At 25.8% G+C, this 22,616-nt stretch carries 20 protein-coding genes and 1 pseudogene; 15 read left to right on the forward strand and 6 right to left on the reverse strand.

All coding sequences use genetic code 11. From position 1 onward, the window contains the following. Positions 1-6: 6 nt before the first annotated feature. Positions 7-429: a DMT family transporter gene (locus tag BGI42_RS06615; protein ID WP_069679574.1), complete on the reverse strand. Its 423-nt coding sequence runs from the start codon at positions 427-429 to the stop codon at positions 7-9. 172 nt (positions 430-601) lie between these two features. Between BGI42_RS06615 and BGI42_RS06620 the strand changes: the two genes are divergently transcribed. The 5 genes from BGI42_RS06620 to BGI42_RS06640 all read left to right on the forward strand — a co-directional run bounded on the left by BGI42_RS06620 (position 602) and on the right by BGI42_RS06640 (position 5,578). After that, complete coding sequence (locus BGI42_RS06620) at positions 602-1,291, forward strand: cyclic nucleotide-binding domain-containing protein (RefSeq protein WP_069679575.1); 690 nt, start codon at positions 602-604, stop codon at positions 1,289-1,291. A gap of 45 nt (positions 1,292-1,336) precedes the next feature. After that, the gene (locus BGI42_RS06625) at positions 1,337-2,203 is read left to right on the forward strand and encodes a radical SAM protein (protein WP_069679576.1); all 867 of its coding nucleotides are present in this window, start codon (positions 1,337-1,339) and stop codon (positions 2,201-2,203) included. A gap of 251 nt (positions 2,204-2,454) precedes the next feature. Then, complete coding sequence (locus tag BGI42_RS06630; protein WP_069679577.1) at positions 2,455-3,357, forward strand: chemotaxis protein; 903 nt, start codon at positions 2,455-2,457, stop codon at positions 3,355-3,357. A 315-nt stretch (positions 3,358-3,672) separates the two neighbouring features. Further along, the gene (locus tag BGI42_RS06635; RefSeq protein WP_069679578.1) at positions 3,673-4,836 is read left to right on the forward strand and encodes a class I SAM-dependent methyltransferase; all 1,164 of its coding nucleotides are present in this window, start codon (positions 3,673-3,675) and stop codon (positions 4,834-4,836) included. 202 nt (positions 4,837-5,038) lie between these two features. Then, on the forward strand, positions 5,039-5,578 hold the full coding sequence (locus BGI42_RS06640) for a DUF5662 family protein (protein WP_069679579.1): 540 nt from the start codon (positions 5,039-5,041) through the stop codon (positions 5,576-5,578). Between the two features lie 87 nt (positions 5,579-5,665). Here BGI42_RS06640 and BGI42_RS16200 read toward each other — a convergent pair whose 3' ends face one another. Then, complete coding sequence (locus tag BGI42_RS16200) at positions 5,666-5,812, reverse strand: hypothetical protein (RefSeq protein ID WP_192875393.1); 147 nt, start codon at positions 5,810-5,812, stop codon at positions 5,666-5,668. A 95-nt stretch (positions 5,813-5,907) separates the two neighbouring features. Next, entirely contained in the window at positions 5,908-6,756 is an 849-nt protein-coding gene (locus BGI42_RS06645; protein WP_069679580.1) for an AraC family transcriptional regulator, read from the reverse strand. A gap of 198 nt (positions 6,757-6,954) precedes the next feature. On the opposite strand from BGI42_RS06645, the gene BGI42_RS06650 reads away from it, so the two are divergent. Beyond that, a complete protein-coding gene (locus BGI42_RS06650; RefSeq protein WP_069679581.1) occupies positions 6,955-8,187 on the forward strand; it encodes a dicarboxylate/amino acid:cation symporter in 1,233 nt (410 codons plus the stop codon). Positions 8,188-8,426: 239 nt separating this feature from the next. Then, entirely contained in the window at positions 8,427-9,239 is an 813-nt protein-coding gene (locus BGI42_RS06655; RefSeq protein ID WP_069679582.1) for a RelA/SpoT domain-containing protein, read from the forward strand. Positions 9,240-9,488: 249 nt separating this feature from the next. On the opposite strand, the gene BGI42_RS06660 is transcribed toward BGI42_RS06655, so the two are convergent. Beyond that, positions 9,489-10,496 (reverse strand): PLP-dependent cysteine synthase family protein, encoded by a 1,008-nt coding sequence (locus BGI42_RS06660; protein ID WP_069679583.1) that lies wholly within the window; start codon positions 10,494-10,496, stop codon positions 9,489-9,491. Positions 10,497-11,108: 612 nt separating this feature from the next. Between BGI42_RS06660 and BGI42_RS06665 the strand changes: the two genes are divergently transcribed. Continuing rightward, on the forward strand, positions 11,109-12,443 hold the full coding sequence (locus BGI42_RS06665; RefSeq protein ID WP_105165903.1) for a L,D-transpeptidase family protein: 1,335 nt from the start codon (positions 11,109-11,111) through the stop codon (positions 12,441-12,443). Positions 12,444-12,574: 131 nt separating this feature from the next. On the opposite strand, the pseudogene alr reads toward BGI42_RS06665, so the two are convergent. Next, positions 12,575-13,734 (reverse strand): annotated as a pseudogene (alr, locus tag BGI42_RS06670) (alanine racemase). A 195-nt stretch (positions 13,735-13,929) separates the two neighbouring features. Next, positions 13,930-15,405 (reverse strand): aminotransferase-like domain-containing protein, encoded by a 1,476-nt coding sequence (locus BGI42_RS06675; RefSeq protein WP_069679586.1) that lies wholly within the window; start codon positions 15,403-15,405, stop codon positions 13,930-13,932. A 223-nt stretch (positions 15,406-15,628) separates the two neighbouring features. On the opposite strand from BGI42_RS06675, the gene BGI42_RS06680 reads away from it, so the two are divergent. The 7 genes from BGI42_RS06680 (at position 15,629) to BGI42_RS06710 (ending at position 22,581) form a co-directional block, all read left to right on the forward strand. After that, positions 15,629-17,002 (forward strand): L,D-transpeptidase family protein, encoded by a 1,374-nt coding sequence (locus BGI42_RS06680; RefSeq protein ID WP_069679587.1) that lies wholly within the window; start codon positions 15,629-15,631, stop codon positions 17,000-17,002. A 126-nt stretch (positions 17,003-17,128) separates the two neighbouring features. Further along, a complete protein-coding gene (mnmM, locus tag BGI42_RS06685; protein ID WP_069679588.1) occupies positions 17,129-17,689 on the forward strand; it encodes a tRNA 5-(aminomethyl)-2-thiouridylate-methyltransferase MnmM in 561 nt (186 codons plus the stop codon). Between the two features lie 48 nt (positions 17,690-17,737). Continuing rightward, positions 17,738-18,025, forward strand: coding sequence for a DUF503 domain-containing protein (locus BGI42_RS06690; RefSeq protein ID WP_069679589.1), 288 nt, complete (start codon positions 17,738-17,740; stop codon positions 18,023-18,025). A 15-nt stretch (positions 18,026-18,040) separates the two neighbouring features. Next, positions 18,041-18,997, forward strand: coding sequence for an aromatic acid exporter family protein (locus tag BGI42_RS06695; protein ID WP_069679590.1), 957 nt, complete (start codon positions 18,041-18,043; stop codon positions 18,995-18,997). Between the two features lie 356 nt (positions 18,998-19,353). Continuing rightward, on the forward strand, positions 19,354-21,474 hold the full coding sequence (locus BGI42_RS06700; RefSeq protein ID WP_069679591.1) for an RHS repeat-associated core domain-containing protein: 2,121 nt from the start codon (positions 19,354-19,356) through the stop codon (positions 21,472-21,474). A 17-nt stretch (positions 21,475-21,491) separates the two neighbouring features. Continuing rightward, positions 21,492-21,935 (forward strand): SUKH-3 domain-containing protein, encoded by a 444-nt coding sequence (locus BGI42_RS06705; protein ID WP_069679592.1) that lies wholly within the window; start codon positions 21,492-21,494, stop codon positions 21,933-21,935. A 331-nt stretch (positions 21,936-22,266) separates the two neighbouring features. Then, positions 22,267-22,581 (forward strand): site-specific integrase, encoded by a 315-nt coding sequence (locus BGI42_RS06710; RefSeq protein WP_069679593.1) that lies wholly within the window; start codon positions 22,267-22,269, stop codon positions 22,579-22,581. Positions 22,582-22,616 lie beyond the last annotated feature (35 nt).

Below are 22,616 nucleotides of genomic sequence, written 5' to 3' on the forward strand. Positions count from 1 at the left end.
TAATATTTAGAAAAAAGTCATTATGCAAACACCAATAGTTATTATTACAATACCAATAATCTTTTTTTTATTAAATTTAATTTTTGGCATTCCTAATAATCCATACTGATCAAATACCATGGAAGCTATGGTTTGTCCTAAAAGACCTAATGCTACAGGTAATGATACTCCGATAACAGAAAAAGTTATATTGTTAAATAATATTGTAAAAATTCCAAGAGCACCTGCACTATAAAGATATAACGGTAAATTCATTTTAAACGGTATTTTGATTTTTTTATAAAGCATTATTACAATTAAAGTAAGGTAACCTAAAACATGAATTATGACTAAAGATGAATAATTTCCAGTACCTGAAGAAAGCTCTCCATTACAAACAATCATAAAAGCAATAAGTATACCTATTAGTAAAGATAACCAATTATACATAATTCCTCCTAAACCAAATATAATTCTTGATTTCTAAATATATTTTAAGTTATTATAAATAAAAGTATATAGGACATATGTCATATTATTGAAAATATACGGCGCATCTTTGACTTGTTATTTTCAATATGCTTTATAAACTATACAAGAATTGATAAAAGGATGAAGAGATTTGATTAAAGTAATTGATACAGAAAAAATGAATACATATATAAAAAAATATAGGATAAATGAAATGTTTAGTATAGATGTATCAGATTATATGAATTTATATATGTTTAGTAAAAATGAACACATCTGCAAAGAAGATGATATGTTAAATACAATGTTTTTTGTAGTTGATGGAAAAGCTAAAGTATATAAAAATTTAGCTAATGGGAAATCATTATTATTATCTTTTTATAAACCATTTACTGTAATTGGAGATATTGAATTTTTAGATAATAACAGAGCTGATTGTAGTGTTCAGGCTATAAAAGATACATACTGTATAGGAATTGGATTTTCTATAATTAATGAGAAATTAATGAATGACTGTAAGTTTCTAAAATATAGATGTAAATACTTAGGAGAAAAGTTAAGGAGTAGCAGTAATAATAGTTCAATAAATTTGCTTTATCCACTTGAAAACAGATTATCAAGTTATATATTAGCTTTTATTAATGAAGAGACTAATAATATGAGATTTATATTTGATGGTGGTTATAATGAAACAGCAGAATTATTAGGAACAAGTTACAGACATTTAAATAGAACCCTTAATAAACTTTGTAATGAAGGAATAATAAGAAAGAAGGATAATTCTTTTATAGTAAGTGACTTAAAAAAACTTAAAGATTTATCAGGAGATTTGTATAGATAACTATTAAAAATATAATATTAAATATCTAAGAGGAGGACTTAAATTATGTATGATTATCCTTTATATAGACCACCAAGTGAAGGTAATAGTCTTATTATACAAGCTACTTTAGGCTGTTCTCATAATAAATGTAGTTTTTGTAGCATGTATAAATCCAAGAGCTTTGTAATTAAATCTTTAGAACAAATAAAGAAAGAAATAGATTATTTTAGACAGGTATATTCTTATGTAGAAAAAATATTTTTAGCTGATGGGGATGCTTTAATTATACCAATGAATGATTTAAAAGAAATATTATTGTATATTAAAGAGGTTTTTCCAGAGTGTATTCGTGTAACTTTATATGGAACACCAAAATCGATTATGATAAAAAGTATTGAAGAATTACAAGAATTAAAAAAATTAGGATTATATATGATTTATATGGGAATTGAAAGTGGAGATGATGTAGTTTTACTTGATATAAATAAAGGAGTAAATAGTAAGGAACTAGTTAAAGCTGCCCAAAAGGTAAAGGAGTCAAAAATATTATTATCTGTAACTGTAATTTCAGGAATTGGAGGAAAAGAATATAGTAAAAATCATGCTATAAATACTGGAAAGATAATAAGCGAAATAGAACCAGATTATTTAGGAGTTCTTACTTTAATGTTAGAAAAAGAAACACATTTATATAACAAAATTCTAAATAATGAATTTAAAATTTTAGAAGATATAGAAGTGTTAGATGAGATAAAGTTGTTTTTAGAAAATATAAGGGTACATAAGCCTGCTGTCTTTAGATGTAATCATGCATCGAATTATATTTCATTAAAAGGAACATTACCTTTAGATAAAGAAAGACTATTAAATGAAATTATATATTATAAAAGTACAAGTGATTTAAAAAAAGAAGAATATAGGCAATTATAATAAAATTTAAATTATTAAAATAATAACTATATTCAGATAAATTAATAGTAAAAATATCCCTAATAAAGAATTTGAAAAATTAGTAAAAACATTGCCATAAGAGTATAATGTTTTATAGAAACAATAGTTTATTTTAAATATTTAATAAACTTAAATATGTTTTATACGAAAATTAATAGAGACAATTGAATTTAATAAGATTAGGATAAATTATATTGGTTTCGAGATAGTTATAAAAAGGGGATGGCAATATGAAAAGTAATATATTATTAGAGTCAGGTACAGGAGAATTAGAAATTATTGATTTTATTGTTAATGGAACTCATTATGCAATAAATGTAGTAAAAGTTAAAGAGATAATTAAAATGCCAAATGAAACTTTAACTAAATTACCAGATCCTAAACCTGAAGTAGCTGGACTTATATTATGTAGAGATGAAATTCTTACGTTAATTGATTTAAAATATATATTAACTAAAGGAAGAAATCAGGAATTAGGATCTAAAGTTATAATTTGTGAATTTAATAAAATTAAAGTAGCATTTAATATTGATGATGTTGTAGGAGTTCATCGTATAAAATGGGGTGATATAAGAAAGCCAGATGATTTATCTGAAAATTCATTATCTGTCGGTAACATACTTTTAAATGATAAAGTTTTAATTATGTTAGATTTTGAAAAAATAGTAACAGACCTTTGTCCAAGCGTTGGAATAAGTGAAGATAGACTTGTAAAAGTAGATCATCAAGATAGATCTAATGTGAAATTAGTATTAGCAGATGATTCTGCTTTGGTAAGAAAGTTATTGAAAGAAACACTTACAAAAGCTGGATTTACTAATTTAAGATTATTTAATGATGGTGAGCAAACATTAAATTATTTAAAGAGTTTAGTAGAAAAGAAGGGTGAAAATTTTATAGATGATGTACATCTTCTTATTACAGATATAGAAATGCCACAAATGGATGGACTTACACTTACAAGAAAAATAAAGGAAGATGAAGTATTGAATAAATTACCAGTAGTAATATTCTCATCATTAATCACTGATGAATTAAGACATAAAGGTAAATCAGTTAAAGCTGATGCTCAATTAAGTAAACCAGAGATAGAGCAACTTATTGGAGTTATAGATGAATTATTAGAAAAATAATTAAAATTAAGCAGAAAAGATCGGTTAGATCTTTTCTTTTTTATTTTATGCTTTAGAGTTCAGAAAACTACCTGCTAAACAGGTGATCCTGACTCTTTAGGAATTCATATCACTAAAATATCTATGGATAATTTATGAAATACAGTATTTTAAAGATATTATTGGCATTACCAAAGAATAAAAAATAATCATAATATTATATTATCTTGTATAAGAATCATATTTATAATAAAATTAGAAATGCATTAATTTATATATAGCAAAATTTATTATATATAATTTGACTTAAAAATAAGTGATAAGGTGTGTAGTAATATGGAAGAATTAAAAAAAGCTATTGATAAAATTTTTAGTGAAGAGATAATAAAAATAGTTATTAGCAATAAAATGAATAAAGAAGTAAAGTATAATAAAATAAATTTTATTCTAAAAGAAAAGGATAATAGTAAATATTATCAAATAGAAAAATTTACAGATAAGCAAGTTTTTCATGAAAATATACATATAGAAAAATTAAGAGAAAAAATTATAAAATATATTGAAAATAATTATAAACAGCTTTCTGCTTGGTCAAATACAACTACTTTTGACTTAAAAATATCTAAAAAAGGAAAAATATTTTTGAGCAACAAAAAAGGAAATAATGAAAAACTAGTTAATAAATCTCATAATAAAGAAAAAAATTATATCCTAAAAGAAGGTATGATAATTGAACCACTTATAGATTTAGGAGTATTCACAAAAGAAGGAAAAGTTATTAACTCAAAATATGATAAATACAAACAAATAAATAGATTTGTAGAAATCATTGATGACGAAATTAAGAAGAATCACTATAAAGAACTTACAATTTTAGATTTTGGATGTGGAAAATCATATTTAACATTTGTACTTTACTATTATTTTGTTAAGATTAAAAAGATTAATGTAAAGATGATAGGATTAGATCTTAAGGAAGATGTTATAAAAAAATGTAATGAAATTGCTAGAAGATATAGATATGATAATTTACATTTTGAACTTGGAGATATAAATGGATTTAAATACAATAATAAAGTAGATATGGTTATAACACTACATGCTTGTGATACAGCAACAGATTATGCATTATATAATGCCATAAAGTGGAATAGTAAAATGATTTTTTCAGTGCCATGCTGTCAACATGAATTTAATAGTCAAATAAACACTGATTCTTTATCTATATTAACTAAATATGGAATAATTCAAGAGAGAGTTTCAGCACTTATGACAGATAGTGTTAGGGCAAATCTTTTAGAGTGTGTAGGATATAAAACACAATTGTTAGAATTTATAGATATAGCACATTCTCCTAAAAACATATTGATTAGAGCTTCAAAAAGCAATATGTCAAATAATAAAAAGGAGAAAGCTTTATTAGAAGTAAAAAATTTAATGGAAGAATTTAATGTTAGTCCAACATTATTTAAATTATTAGAAAATGATAAATTAGTATAATATGAACACAAAATAATTGGGGTTAATGTAATAAGGGATAATATTATAATAGTGTAATATCACTACTTATTAAAATAAAAAGCAGATTTTTTAGAAGTCTGCTTTTTATTTTTAGTTGTTTGTTTATAACAAAAGATGTTATTATTTATAAAAAAGAATAAGTAAAAAAGTATTTAAACAAGTTTATAGGATGTGGGGAATAATGAATTTAATTAATCATTTTAAAACAATAACAAATCATAAATTACTAGTTATGAAATATTGCTTTAAAGTTGGTTTATATAAACAAGGATTACTACATGATTTATCAAAATATTCTTGGGTTGAATTTTCAGCTGGAATAAAATATTATAGAGGTGATGTTAGCCCAAATGGAATACAAAAAATAGAAGAAGGGTATTCTGATGCATGGCTTCATCATAAAGGGAGAAATAAACATCATTTAGAATATTGGATAGATTATGGGACAAATATAAAAAAAGGTCTTGTTGGAATGAAGATGCCAACAAAATATGTAGTAGAAATGTTTATAGATAGAATGTGTGCGTCAATGAATTATCAAAAAGAAAGATATACTGATAGAAGTGCATTAGAGTATTATAATTTAGGGAAAGATCATTATGTTTTACATAATGATACAAGAAAATTACTAGAATTATTGCTTAACAAGCTTGCAAATGAAGGCGAAGAATTGACTATTTACTATATAAAAAATTATTTATTAAAGAATAGAGAGTTATAATTAATTTATTAATTATAAGATCAGCAGTAATTGGAAAAAATTAGTGCTGATCTTATAAACTATTGATTAAAAATAGTTTTTAATAATTTAGAAATGAATATCAATTTCTTTTCTTCTGATTTTCTTTAAATCTTTAAGTCTTAAATTAGTTTTTTCCATTATTGTATCAAAAGATTCCCCAGCAATCATCATTTCTTTAGCTCTTTCACGAGCTGACATTTTATCATTACCCATGTTTTAAAATCCTCCTTAAAATATTTAATCATTAATTATATTTTCCTAAAAAAAATAATATATACATTGTAAGAAGGAGTAGTATATATGAAATTTTACTTTGAAAGTTCTCTAGGAGATTTATTAAATAATTTTTTAAAAGAACGTAAAAAATTTGAATAGTCTTTAAAACCACATTTAGCAGAAACTTTTAAAATAGGTTCACCATGTTCTATTAAATCTTTTGCTATTAACAATCTTTTTTGTAATATATAATTATGAAGAGTATATCCAGTCTCTTTTTTAAATTTATGCATTAAGTAATATTTACTTATAAAAAATTTTTTTGATAAAAAGTCAATAGAAAGATTTTTAGAAATATTAGTATTTATGTATTTTAATATTTCTTCGACTTGTTTATCGTATTTAAGAGAAGATTCATCATTAATAAACATATCTTCAAGATATATTCTATTTAAATAAATTAAAAACTGAATAAACAAGGAATTGCTTAAAAGCTTGCTACCAAAATCTTTTGAGTTTAATGATTTTTCTAGTGAAGCAATAATACTTTTTAATGAATCCTGTAATTTAACATCTAGTCTAATAAGATTAAAGCTTTTTTTATTAGCTAATTTAAAACAAGTCATTAAGTCACAATTATTGTAATTATGAGATTCTATAAAATCTGAATTAACCCAAATTACTATTCGTTCATATACTTTTGATGAATCTATAAGTGGTTTATGAACAGCATGATTATTTACAAGAAGAATATCCCAAGGTTTTAAGTAATAAGCTTTTCCCTCCATTAAGTAAGTAACATTACCAGATAAAAATATAATTATTTTATTAAATTCATGGTAATGGAACTCAAATTCTTGATTTTTCTTATCTTTTATGTGAAACAATTTAAAATCACTATGTAAATACCCATATTTATTTCCATGATCAATTGAATTCATCTAAGTACACAACCTTTCTAATAATATATATAAATCATAGAGCAGTTTTTGCAATATTTCAAGCAATATATGCACTATTTATAGTTAAAATTCTGTATATAATAAAGTTAACAAAGAAATTTTTTATATAGCAAAATTAAGAAATTATATGTTATGAAAAATATTAAAGATAAGAAATTGATTAGGGAGGAACATACTTTGAGATTTATAAAAAACTATAAATATTCAATAATTTTATTATTGTCAATTATACTTGGTGGTTTAATAGGTTTGATAATGGGCCAAGATGCAAAAATATTTGAACCATTAGGAAAACTATTTTTAAATTTGATATTTACTTCATTAATACCGATTGTATTTTTTAGTATATCATCATCTATAGCAAATATAGAAAGTTCTAAAAAGCTAGGTAAATTGCTTGGTATAACTGTTATAGTATTTGGAACAACAGCTATTATTTCAGGGATTTTAGGAGTAGCTAGTTTTAAATTATTTAATCCTACTAAGGGATTAAATTTATCTACATTTGATAATTTGATTAATTCTAATCAAAAAGAAATGACTAATTCATTTGGAATATTAGAGAAAATTGTAAATAGTATTAGTGTTGGGGATTTTTCAGAACTTTTAACAAGAAGTAATTTACTTGCATTAATTATGTTTTCAATAATAGTTGGATTTGCTACAATGCTTTGCAAAGAGGAAGGAAAAATGTTTGCTAAGTTTTTAAATAGTGGTGCAGCTGTAACTATGAAAATTGTTAGTATAATAATGTATTATGCACCAATAGGACTTGGAGCTTATTTTGCAAGTATAATAGGAGAATTAGGTGGTCAAATATTAACAGGATATTTTAAAGTGTTTATATTATATACAATCCTTTCAATATTATATTTTGGGGTGTTTTTTACAATATACGCATATATTGCAGGTGGTAAGAAAGGAATTAAGTGCTTTTGGAAGAATTCTGTTGAACCATCAGTAACAGCTGTGGCAACTTGTTCTAGTGCAGCATGTATACCAGTAAATATAAAAGCTGCCAAGAGGATGGGTGTACCAGACAATATAGCTAAAATATTAATGCCAATAGGTGTAAATATTCATAAAGATGGATCAGTTATAGGTGGAGTATATAAAATTATGTTTTTATTTGGAATTTTTGGTCGAGATATAGATAGTATTAGTTCATTAGTAATAATATTAGTTTTAGGTTTAGTAATAGGTGCTGTTGTTGGTGCTGTTCCTGGGGGAGGAGCAATTGGAGAAATGCTTATATTAAGTATATTTAATTTTCCACAAGAAGCTCTTGCTATAATGCTTGTAATAGCAACAATAATTGATATGCCAGCAACATTATTAAATTCATCAGGAAATACAGTTTGTACAATGATGATTTCAAGATTTATGGGGAATAAACAAAATCACATATAAATTAAAAAACTGATTTTGTTTAAGGCATATTAAATCAAAGAATAAAAAAGAAAATATATTCGCCTACAAGATTTTTCATGCATACGTTGGAAAAGTCAGATGCGTAAAAAAATCAATGGTTCTACAGTAGCCTTAGGGATTTTTTTGTCAAAATGTTTAGACAGGACTATTTATATTATAAGAAAATTAGTGTAGTATTAAACTATAAGAAATTTTTTTTTGACAAGGGGAGTGTATTTATGAAGAAGGACTTTAATATAGATAAATTTTTATTAGAGTATCCACATGTGGCTAAAATAATAGAAAAATACAATATTAATATGGAGACTATAAAAGAAATATATGATAATTATATTGAATATAAAAATTCTTATGAAAATCAAGCAGAATTTATAGCTAATATATTACGTTCTCAAGAGGTTATACATTCAGTAAAATCAAGAATTAAAGAGCCGGATAGATTAATAGAAAAAATTATAAGAAAAACAGAAGACAGAAAAGCTAAATATGGAGAAAATTTTGAATTTACTGTAGATAATTATAAGAAAGAAATAAATGATTTAATAGGAATAAGGGTTATACATATATTTAAAGAGCAATGGAGAGAAATACATGAGTATATAACAAATACATGGAAAATTATAGAGATAACTGCAAATGTTAGAGATGGAGATAATATTGAAGTTTTTGAAGATTTAGATATAAAAGTTAGATCAAGGGCTTCAGGATATCGTTCAGTACATTATTTAGTAGAATTTTGTCCAACAAATGAAAAAGTAGTTGCAGAAATTCAAGTGAGAACAATTTTTGAAGAAGGATATGGAGAAATAGATCATATTTTAAGATATTCTCATAATGAAATTCCAGAAATTTTAAAATCAAATTTATTATTATTTAACAGAATAGTTGGAAGTGCTGATGAAATGGCATCATTAGTTAATAATTTAAGCAAAGAGTGGTGCGAAAAAGAGAAAGATTATATTAAAATGATAGAAGAACAGGATGCTGAAATAAATAGGCTAAAAAATAAGATGACCTGGATAGATGTGTAATGTAAATTTAGGCACATTCAAATAAATAACTAGTAAGTATGCCATTTATTTTGTGAACAACTTTTTCCTTGGAATCTACTAATAGCACAACTATTAGTAGAACCCAAGTTATTGTAGCTTACAAAATATTTGTCGTATCTTTGATTTGTTATTTATTTTCATATGCCACACCGTTATTTTCAGATAAAACTTTAAGCTTTTCAATTATCCACTTTCAACTAAAAAATGTAGCGAAGACACTTTTTTAGTTTATAATGTTTTAAAATCTATTAACTCAATATTTGATGAAATAAAATTATCTTTAATTGGTTCAGTTTTCATTAGATCAGTACTTAAATATTTTTTATTATCATCTGCAAAAATAGTGACAACATTTCCTTTATATTGATTTAATTCAAGTGCTTTTATGGCACCTAAAAAATTAGCACCAGAAGATATACCCACACCTAAGCCTAAAGATTTAGAGAGTTTTTGAGCCATTATTATTGCATCACCATCATCTATACTTATTACTTCATTTAGCGATTTTAAATTAAGTATAGGAGGAATAAATTCATCAACAATTCCCTGTATTCTATGTTCATTTACTTGAAATCCTGTGGAAAGCGTAGGAGAATTTGATGGTTCTAATGGATAGATTTTCACATTTGGATTCTTATTTTTTAGATAATTCCCTATACCCATGATTGTACCACCAGTACCAACTCCAGCAACAAATGCAGTGGGTATAATATTATAGTTATTTAAAGTAGTCCATATTTCAGGACCGGTAGATAAATAATGAGCTTTTGCATTATCATTGTTAGAAAATTGGCATGGAAGAAATACAGTATCTGAATTAGATTTCCTTTTTTCTGTAAGTTCTAAACATTTCAAAAATCCACCATCTTTTTTAGAAACTAGTATTAAATTAGCATTAAAACTTGATAAAAGTTTTTTCCTTTCCTCACTCATCCAATCAGGCATATAAATATCAACAGAATTTCCTAAGTAAGTTCCTATAGCAGAAAAAGATATACCAGTATTTCCACTAGTTGTTTCTACTATAGTATAGTTTTCTTTTATCATGTTGTTAAGATATGCTCTTTTTAGTATATACAAAGCCATTCTATCTTTTATGCTACCAGTATAATTATAATATTCAAGTTTTGAATATATAGATAATTTTTTCCCATTATAGTTAAAGGATATTTCAACAAGAGGAGTATTACCTATAAGTTTTTCTAAGTTATTTATTTTATTAAATACATTATTCATAAAAAAACTCCTATTCTAATTTAATGTTATAGTATAGACTATGTAACAATTGGTAATTTATTAAAATATGTTTTGAATATTACAGAATATGTATTGAAACTATTTTTTTACACAATAATATTACATTAGGATATTAATTTTAGCGAGTTCAATAGTATTTACGTATAATATAGTTGTTTTTATAATTTCAATATAAACATATAGTGGGAAAACAAATCTTGTATTGCAATATAGTTTAAACAAAAAAGCTGATGAATCTGTAATTAGTTAGCAATTACATAAGTCACCAGCTTAATAAGCAGTTTTCACATGTGTTAAGGGGGAACTTCATTCCCAAATAACAAAAGTAAATATATCATAAAATTTAAATTTAGTCAATAATATAGTAACAATATTGGAATAATAATAATTACTTGAAATATATGCTGATTTTAAAGGTATATAGAGTTATAATAATATATGCATTTGTGATATAATTATTAAGATAATGTATATGTTAAAATTATTAAATTACAATATGTAATATATAATTTTCTTAATATAAAAGAGGGGACAAAACATGAGAAAACGAAGGCACAAACATACAAAAAAAATACACATATTAAATCTAGTATGGTATTTATTACTGTTTTACTTGCTATTTATTTGGGAGGATCAACATATTTTACAAAACATTTTTATTTGGGTTCACAGATTAATGGAATAAATATTGGAGGTTTAACAGTTAATGAAGCAAAGGATTTATTATCTTCTGAGATTCCAAAGTATAAACTTGAACTTAAATTAAGAGATGGCAAAAAAGAAGAAATAAACGGTGATAGTATAGATTTAACTTATGATCCTAAAGATAAAATAGAAAATTTAAAGGAAAATCAAAATGCATTTTATTGGCCAAAATCTATATTTAGTAAAAGTAATTCTACATTAAATGATATAGTTACTTTTAATCAAGAATTATTAGATAAGCAAATAAATAGTCTTTCTTGTATTAATGAAAATATTATAAATCCTAAGAATCCAAGTTTTAAATATACTAGTAATGGGTATCAAATAATACCGGAAGAAAAAGGGAATAAAATAAAAAAAGAAGTACTTTATGAAGCAGTAAAAAATGCTATTATAAATGGAGAAACAAAAATAAATTTAGAACAAATGAATTGTTATGATAATCCTAAATTTAATGTAGATTCAAAAGAAGTTAATAAAGCTAAAGATCTTCTTGATAAATATACAAATTTACGAATAACATATGATTTTGAAGATAGTAAAGAAATATTAGACGGTTCTACAATAAAAAATTGGCTTTATGTTAATGATGATATGGAAGTAATGATTAATGAGAAGAATGTCAGTCAATATGTTTATTCGTTAGCAAGTAAATATAATACTTTTTCTAAATCAAGAGAGTTTCATACATCATTAGGAGAAACTGTCACAGTTACTGGTGGAAATTATGGGTGGATTGTAGACAAGCCAGCAGAAACAAAATCCTTAATTGAAATAATAAAAAAAGGTAAGAGTGTTACAAAAAAACCGGCTTATTCTCAAACTGCAGTATCACGTAGTGAAAATGATATTGGTAATACATATTTAGAAGTTAATTTTGCTAAACAACATATATGGTATTATAAAGATGGTCAATTAATAGCAGATGGTGATGTTGTTACAGGTAATGTAAGTAATAATTTTGGGACTCCTGTAGGAACATATAGATTAACTTATACCGAAAAGAATGCTACGCTGAAAGGTGAAAATTATAGTGCACCTGTTAATTACTGGATGCCTTTTAATGGAAACATAGGACTTCATGATGCAACTTGGAGAACAGAATTTGGTGGTCAAATTTATTTAACAAGTGGTTCTCATGGATGTATTAATGCACCTTATGAATTGGCTGAAAAAATATTTCAAAATATAAAAGCTGGAACTCCTGTAGTTTGTTATTAAAGTTAAGAACATTCAAATAAATAATAAGAGAACAAAGAAAATAATAAAAATATCCTATAGAATAAATTAGTCTATAGGATATTTTTATTTAGATTTTTTATATTTTACAAAAGAAATTTTATTTAAATAGATTAAAGGTAATTTCTAACATTTGATATCTTATTATTTTTAATATAAACTCTAGGAATCCTATATTTAAGCATACAAAGAATTTCATAATTTATTGTTCCCATAAATTCAGCAAGATCATCTGCTGTTAATTTTAAGTTTCCGCTTTCTCCTAAAATTATAACTTCATCCTCAATAGTAACTTCACCAATATCAGTAATATCAATCATACATTGATCCATACATATTCTACCCACAACTGGAGCAAAATGTCCGTTTATTATTACTTTAGCACCTGGTGCAAGCAGTCTAGAGTATCCATCAGCATATCCAATAGGTAAAGTTGCAATTATGCTTTTTCTTTTAGTTTTAAATGTCTTACCATAACTTATATAACTATTTTCTTCAAATTCTTGAATACGTGTTAAATTAGCTTTTAAAGTTAATGCAGGTTTCAATTTTAAATTTTCTTTTTTATTTCATCAGATGGATAATATCCATAAAGTATTATACCAGCTCTTACACTATCTAAATAAGTTTTTGGCATATCAATAATAGCACCACTATTTGATATATGTTTTATTGGGATTTCAATTCCAATGTTTGAAAGCTTGTTTATAAAAGTTGTAAATTTATTAAATTGTTCATTAGTATATTCTTTGTTAAGTTCATCAGAAGTTGAAAAATGAGTAAATATACCAGTTGTATTTAATCCTTCTAAAGAATAGATTTCTTTTATATCATTTAAAGCTTTTTCATTAGGGATAAATCCAATTCTACCCATTCCTGTATCTATAGCAATATGAACTTTAACTTTCTTATTAAATTTAATAGCTAAATCTGATAGCTTTTTTGCATAATCTAAGTCATAAATAGTTTGTTCTATATCATAATTAATTATTTCTTCAAATAAATATTCTGGAGTATATCCAAGTATCATAATAGGAGCATCTATATTATTATTTCTAAGTTCAATTGCTTCTGTTAAAACAGCAACAGCAAGTTTAGAAGCACCATTTTCAAGTAATGTAGGAACTACATCCAAAGCACCATGTCCATAACAATCAGCCTTTACAACGGCTATTACATCTTTATCATTTACTAGACTTTTTATATTTTTCATATTGTAAGCTATTGCATCTAAATCTATTTCAGCCCATACTGGTCTCATTATTTTTTCCATTACAATCTTCCTCACTAGTACATTATATTAATAGTTTAACCATAACAAATTATAATTTTTATTCTATATCTATATATTATTTTATTAAAGGAATAATAATAAAGAAAGAACCACTAAGTTTTTAATTTATATAAATAGTGGTTTGATTGATTATAATAAATTAGATTAATGATAATTAGTAGGTAAAATAAATTTTTATAACTTGTATTTAGGCACATTTGCCTTATTAGATAAAATTTTTATATTTTTTCCTATAATTTTAATTCCATTTTTTATGTCTTTCTCATTTACTCTACCAAATCCTATTCTAAATGTATTATTATCAATATTGTCTTCATAAAAGATATCTCCAGGCATAAAAACAACACCATCTTTATAGCATAAATTTAACAATTCTCTAGAATTTATATTATTCTTTAATTTAACAAAAATATGAAGACCACCTTCACCGGTTATATATTCATAAGGAATATATTTATTTATCATTTCAACAACTAAGTTATACTTATCCTTATAATATTTTCTAACATTTTTTAAATACTTACTAAAAGAACCGTTTTTAAGATAATAATAAAAGGCACTTTGATCTAAGAAAGAAGAATGGATGTTTTTTCCTCGTTTTACACTTTCTAAAACATCTATAAGCTTTTCATCTGCAAATATCCAACCTATTCTAAGACCAGGAAATAAAATTTTCGAAAGGCTACCTATGTAGATTATACCATTTCCTTCTCCAGCTAATGATGCAATGGGTTCAACAGGTGAACTAGAATATAAGAGTTCTTCATTGAAGCCATCTTCTATTATAGGTACTGAAAATTTTTTAAAAAGATTATATATACCTTTTCGTCTCTCACTTTTAGTTACAATACCCGTTGGATTATTATAAGAAGGTATTAAATAACCGAATTTAGGATTATATTTATCTAGTTTTTTTTCTAATTCAATTAAGTTTAATCCATCTTTATCCATATCAACCTGAACAACATTTAAACCATAAGATTTCATTATTTTTATAGCAGTATTATGTGTAGGTTTTTCACAAATAATAGTATCTCCTTTATTAGTTAAAGAAGAAATTATTATATCAAAAGCCTCAGTAAATCCATTTGTTATTAAAATATCTTTATTCTTTATATTAACTCTTTTTTTTATCATATAATCCAAAAAATAGTCTATTAAAGGCTTGTATCCTTTAGCATATCCATAGTTTAAAAGATTAGTATTTTCATATGTCCATGCATCTAATAAAGCACGTTTAAAATCATCAAGATTAAAGAGGTCGCTTTCAGGAGCTATGGATTTAAAAGAAATAAAATCTTTTTTATTAGGTAATTCTGTTTTTATTATATCCAAATTTTTAAGGTTATTAGAATAATCATTTGTCATAGAAGAGTAGTTTATGTTGTAGGGAAAACATTTTGCTTCATTTTCTATGGCTATGAATGTACCTATGCCTCTTTTAGATATAATAATACCATCACTCTCTAATTCTTCATAAGCTGAGATTACAGAATTTCTACTTATTTTTAAGAGCTTACTTACTTCTCTTGTAGAAGGTAGTTTGCTATCTTTTTTTAATTCTCCTTTTTTTATTCCATCAATAATATGTTGTTTTATTTGTAAATAAATAGGTTTATCTTTATTGATATTAATAGTAGAGAATATCAAATTTAATCACCTCAATCAAAGATAGTTATATATTTTACTTATTTATCATTAATTAGTATTATATCAATTTATATAAAATAGGTACAATTTTTATATTAAAGAAATTACATTCCATATAAAAATAGAATAAATAACTTAATAATTTAATATAATGAAAAGAATTAACTTTAGAATAAGTATTTTTACATTATACTATTTTAATATGTGAAAGGAAGTAATTACTTTGAATAAGCTTTATAAGGTAAAATACTTAAAATATATAGGAATTATTTTTATTATAATGTATTTTATTTTATCATTTTATTTTATTAATCATTTTTATTTTGGAACAGTGATAAATGGTGTTAATATTTCATGCAAAAATATAGATGAAGCTAATGCAAAAATTTCAAATGAAATAGAATCATATAAATTAGAATTAGAAGAACGTGATGGAATTAAAGAAGAAATTTTAAGTACAAACATTGGTTTGAAATATGATTCAAAAGAAAAACTACAACAGTTAAAAAATGAACAGAAACCTTTTAAATGGATTTTACAACTCTTTAAATCATCTAATTATAAAAATATAAATTTAACTTCATATGATGAAAATTTATTAAAAAAATATTTAGAAAATTTATCATGCTTTGATGAAAATAAAGTAGTACAACCTTCAAATCCAAGTTTTAAATATTTAGATAATAAATATATTATTTTAGAGGAAACCTATGGAAACAAAGTTAAAAAAGATGTTTTATATAACAATGTAGTTAAATCAATAAATAATGGAGCACATATATTGAATTTAGAAGAAAGTGATTGCTATGAAAATCCTAAATATACATCTGATTCACCAAAAGTGATAGAAGTTAATGATAAATTAAATAAATATATATTATCAAAAATAACTTATGATTTTGGAGATAGGAGAGAGTTATTAGATGGATCAATAATCAATCAATGGCTTTTAGTAGATAATGATTTAAATATAATTTTTGATGAGAAAAAGATAAGGCATTATGTTAATGAAATAGCTAATGTATATAATACTGTGGCAAGGACTAGAGAATTTTCAACTTCTATGGGAACCAAAGTAAAAGTTACTGGAGGAAACTATGGATGGCTTATAAATGTAGAAGAAGAGATTAAAGCTTTAATAAATATAGTAGAAAGTGGAGAAAATATTACTAGAGAACCTATATATCGTCAAAAAGCATCAAGTCGAGAGATTAATGATATTGGAAAAACCTATGTAGAAATTAATTTTACTAAACAACATTTATGGTTTTATAAAGAGGGGAGTATAATTACACAAGGAGATATAGTAACTGGAAATGTAAATTTAGGACATGATACTCCTATAGGGGTATATATCTTAAATTATAAGCAAAAAGATGCAACTTTAAAAGGTGATACTTATGAAACAAAAGTTAAATATTGGATGCCGTTTAATGGGGGAATTGGTATACACGATGCAGTTTGGAGAAATCAGTTTGGAGGGAATATTTATAAATCAAATGGATCGCATGGATGTGTAAATGCACCATCTTATTTAGCACAAAAAATATTTGAAAATATTGAGCAAGGAACTCCAATAGTATGTTATTATGAATAAGTAAGTTAATTTTTAAGAATTTAAAAAAGCTGACTTCTGTTTAATACAGAAATCAGCTTTTAGTTGCTTTTTTTGAGAATAACATATCTATTTGATATAATCAAAATAGTTAAGGAGGAATATTTTATGAATAGTAGTGTTAAAAAATTTAATTATGTAGCAGATATAAGTAATATTTCACATTACATAATTAGGGAATTTTTAGATAATAAGATGATAGCAGTAGATGCAACATTAGGCAATGGATATGACACGGAATTCTTGTCCAATAATTTCAAAATGATTTATTCATTTGACATACAAGAAAATGCCTGTAAAGAGTATTTAAAGAAGCAAAAAGATAATGTTATGATTATAAATGATTCTCATGAACTTTTAGATAAATATATAAAAGAAGAAGTTGACTGCATAATGTACAATCTTGGATTTTTGCCAGGTGGGAATAAGGAAATTACTACTCAACATATTACTTCATTAAAAAGTATAAAATTAGGATTAAAATTATTAAAACATGGTGGCTTAATGACAATTTGTATTTACAGAGGGCACAATGAAGGAAAAGAAGAAGAACATTATATATTAGATTATTTAAAAACATTAGATAAAGGTGAGTTTGGAGTTATGCATCATAGTTTTTTAAATAGAAGTAAAACTTCACCTATATTGGTAGTGGTAGAAAAGAAGTGATACTTTTAGGCATTAAATAAAAAAATATTGAAAGGTGTTGATTTTATTGTGAAGATTTTAATGTTAAAGATTACCCTAAGAGCTTCATGGGTAATGTCATTAAAAGAAAAGAGAATGATTATAAAAAGTATAATACAGCGATTAAAAAATAAGTTTAACATATCAGTAGCTGAAATAGATAAGCAAGATATACATAAAATTATGGTAATAGGTATATCGGGAATATGTGGAAATTCAGCACAAATAGATTCAACTTACGAAAATATAATAAATTTTATAGAAGATAATACTGATGCAGAAATTATTAATATACAAAAAGAAGAAGAAATATTTTAGGAGAATGTGAATTAAATGGGGAAATATTTTCAATCTAAAACTGTTAAAGCTGCATTAGCAGCTACTATAGCAATTTTTATATCAAATTATATAGGAATAGAATTTGCTGTAACATCAGGTGTAATAGCCATTTTAAGTATTCAAAATACTAAGAGGGAGGCTATGATTATTTCGGTGAGGCGAATATTGGCATCTATAATAGCAATAGCATTGTCTTATGTATTATATATGTTATTAGGAAATACTCCTGTGATATTTGGAATTTTCTTGTTAATTTTTATACCTATAACTAAATATGCTAAAATAACAGAAGGAACCATAGTAGGTGCTGTTTTATCTACACATCTTTTAAGTAGTAATAATATAAATTTTTATTGGATTACTAATGAAATAAACTTAACTATAATAGGAATTGGGGTAGCAATGGCATTTAATTTATATACAGTATCTTTAGAAGAAGAATTCGAAAGTAATAAAGAAAAAATAGAAGAGTATTATAGAATAATTCTATCAGATATGGCTTTAAGCTTAGTTACTCAGTCAGTACCAATATATGAACAACAAATTTTAAATGATTCAGAAAAATTAATAAAAAACACTAAGGAAATAGCACAACAAATAAACAATAATTACATATTAAAAAACGATTATTATTATATTAGATACATAGACATGAGAATGCTTCAATTAGATACAATTAAAAGAATGAAAAAGCATTTTTCAAAATTTTATATGACATATGAGCAAACAAAGTTATTATCAGAGTTTACAAATGATATTGCTATGAATATATATGAATATAATGATTGTATAAATTTAATTAATAAATTAAATTCATTAAGAAGAGATTATAAATCAATGAGTTTACCTGCAAATAGAGATGAATTTGAAAATAGAGCTTTATTATTTCAATTTCTAAATGATTTAGAAGAGTTTTTAATAATAAAAAAGGAATTTAAATTAAGTTTATAAAGACATATTTTACCAAATATTAAATGAATAAACCGTGCATTTAAAGATAATTTATCTTTATTAATGCATGGTTTATTTATTTTACAAGTATTAATATTGGAGAAACAAAAACTTATTCTACTTACTACAGCTATGACAAAGATAATAATCCAACATCTATTATTTTTTCTAGGGGTACTGAAAGTGGTAATTTAGATGCTTCATTATTAGCTTATTATACCTTTGATAATGGCGATGCTACAGACCTTAGTGGAAATGGATATAATGGAATTATCCATGGTAATCCTGCTTTTGTTAATAGTGCAAAAGGAAAGGCAATAAAATTATCAGGAGAAACTCCTGCAGGGTATCAGTGGGTGGAGTTTAATGATTTTGATACATCAGATACATTTACTGTCAGCTTATGGTTAAAACCAGATAAAAATACTGATGGGCAATGTTTCTTAGGAAAGCATACAGATGATGGAAATAACATATTCTTAATGGGATTTTGGGACAATGGTTATGAGGTTAACATTAGAGATAAATCTTATTCTTCAAATGGAGCAGATGCTAAAACAGAAGACTATCAACATTTAGTAGCAGTAATTAAGAAGGTTGATGATACAAAGTCTCATGTTACTGTATATAAAAATAATGAAGAATTATGGAACACAGATATAAATGGAGTCATTGGAAGTACCAAAGGAAAAGGCTGGACGTTAGGTCAAGACTGGGATGGAAGCAGTGTCACTGATTTATTTAAAGGAGAAATTGATGAATTAGCAATATATAATCGTGATTTAACTGTTGATGAGGTAGGTTATTTATACAATAATAAATCAACAATAAATAATAGTTATGATTCCATAGGAAGATTGGAACAAAAATCTATAAATAGCGGTGTAAATTCTTTTGTTACAAATTATAGTTATTTAGATGGAATTAATGGCGCAACTACAACAAAGATTGAATCTATAGACAATAACGGTAAAAGTATAGCTTATACTTATGATCCTAATGGTAATATTGAAACTATTACCGAAAATAATAAAAAAATAACATATAGCTATAATGAACTTAATGAACTGATAAGAGAAGATAATCAAGTATTAAACAAAACTATTGTTTATTCTTATGATGATGGAGGAAATTTTGAAAGCAAGGTTGAATATCCTTATACAGACCCATTAACAACACCTTTAGGAGCTACAAACACAGTAAATTATACTTATGGAGATACTAATTGGAAGGATAAATTAACCAACTTTAATGGAAAAGAGATTACTTATGATGCTATAGGGAACCCATTAACCTATGATGAATATACTTATTCATGGGAATGGGGAAGACAACTTGCATCCATGACAGGTAACGGAAATACCATTAGCTACAAATATAATGATTCAGGAATAAGAACACAAAAAACAGTAAATGATATTACTACAAATTATCACTTAGTAGGTGATAAAGTAACTTATGAAGATAATGGTATTGATAAGATATATTATACTTATGATGCTTCAGGACAACTTGTAAGTATGAATATAACTAGTAGTGAAACTTCTGATATTAATGGAGAATACTACTACATCAGAAATGCTCAAGGAGACATTATAGGGTTATTTGATGGCACTGAAACACAAATTGCTAGCTATTCATATGATTCTTGGGGAAAGCTTATATCCATAAAAGATGGTAGTGGTGTTGACATAACGAATGATACAGAAAGTATTGGATATAAGAATCCTTATAGATATAGAGGGTATAGATATGATACCGAGACTGGATTATACTATCTACAAAGTAGGTACTATAATCCTGAGTGGGGACGTTTCATAAATGCTGACTCAGAAGGTGGAACAGTAGGAGAATTATTATCTCATAATGTATTTGCATACTGTGGTAATAATCCAGTAAATAGATTAGACCCTGATGGTAGAGCTTGGTGGATAATTGGGGCAGTTGCAGGTGCAGTAGTAGGTGGTATAGCAGGAGCCGCATATTCATACTATACTACAGGTTCTGTAGATTGGAGATATGTTGCTGGAGCATTAGTAGGAGCAGGATTAGGGTATCTTGCAGAAACAGCATATGTTGGAATAACTACAAGTGCAGCTGCGGCAAGTGCGGTACAGTATGGACAACAGCGTGTTTCTGAATTGAAAAATGGTCTGTCAAATTCTCAAATAAGTAAATTGCCTAGAGCAACATCTACGGCAGTAAGTAGAGTTACGGGAAAAGTATACCAAGCTGAAAGTGGAACAATTTCGGAAACTATACACCCTCTGCTAAAAAGCCGTATCCCAAATCCTAGCCTAACAATGAGACCTCCAGCAAATTGTGCAGAGTTCAATGCGGTTAATAAAGCACTGTTAGATGGTGCAAAAATTAAGGATTTAAGTGTAGCAACGTTCAAAATTAGAGAGGGAACAGCATTCCCAATGTGTCCAAATTGTAGGGTAACAATTTTCGGTGCAAATGTAGTAACTAATTAGTAAAGGAGAAATAGAATATGAATATACCAAATAAAGTAATCGAGTGTTTAACGAAATCAGGATGGTATAGTTCTCGTAATATTGATATTTCAAATTATGAAGAGGCATATAAGAGTGAAGGTTATAAGATAAGCGAAACTATTATAGAATTTTTAAAGAAATTTGGAGGATTGGATATAATTATACCAGCTTTCAGAAGACCTGAATGTACTGACAAAGTATATATTGACCCTATTAGAGCTATCAATGGGATTTATAGAGGTAATGTACTTGAGTACGAAGAAAGAGTTGGAAAATCAGTTGTTGTCATAGGTGAAACACAGAATGAACAATTGGTTCTAATAATGGACGAAAATGGAGAGGTTTATGCTGCATTTGATAATTATCTCGCTAAACTAGGTAATAACATTTATGAGGCTTTGGACACCTTCTGTGAAAGCAAGCAACCTATAGAAATGTAGTAAAATTGTAGTATCGGAGCTAAAGTAAGCAGAATAAAGCCATGATTAGCAAAAACTATAGAGGGTAAAGTAATATTAGCTAACTACAGAAAAAAGCCTAATTAACTGCAAAAACTTTGAAACGTTGAAGTATGGTTAATAAATTATATTAATAGCCATAAGTAAGAAATATTTTTACTGCATAATATTAATTCTGCAGTGAGGGTAGCATATCTTCAGCCGTATCAAAAGAAAAATCAAATATATATTATAGTCATAGTAATATTGAGGGCTAACGTTCAGAGCGTTAGCTCTTTTCTTTTGCCAAAAATCAAGTGAAAGGAGAATAGGCATGGCAACAGACTTTGTGGAGAAATTCAAAAGATACTTACAGGAGGATGGAAAGAGTGCAAAAACTATTGAAAGCTACGTCGGAGACATTGCTGGCTTTGTAGCCTATCTTCAAAACATGGGAGTGAAATTTCAAGGGGAACTGAAAAGGTTCTACGTCACAAGCTTTAGAAACCACATCATTGAAAGTCAATACGAGATAGCAACCATCAACAAGAAAATCAATAGTCTACAAGCTTTCAATAAGTTTCTAGTGAAAAATAATTTTTCTAATGAAAATGTGGTGGACATAAGAAAAGACAGAATGAAGGTCTGACTTACGGACAGTTATTTGTAATAAATTTAAATAAA

It is taken from the genome of Clostridium taeniosporum (assembly GCF_001735765.2).
In the GTDB taxonomy this organism is placed as follows: Bacteria; Bacillota; Clostridia; order Clostridiales; family Clostridiaceae; genus Clostridium; species Clostridium taeniosporum.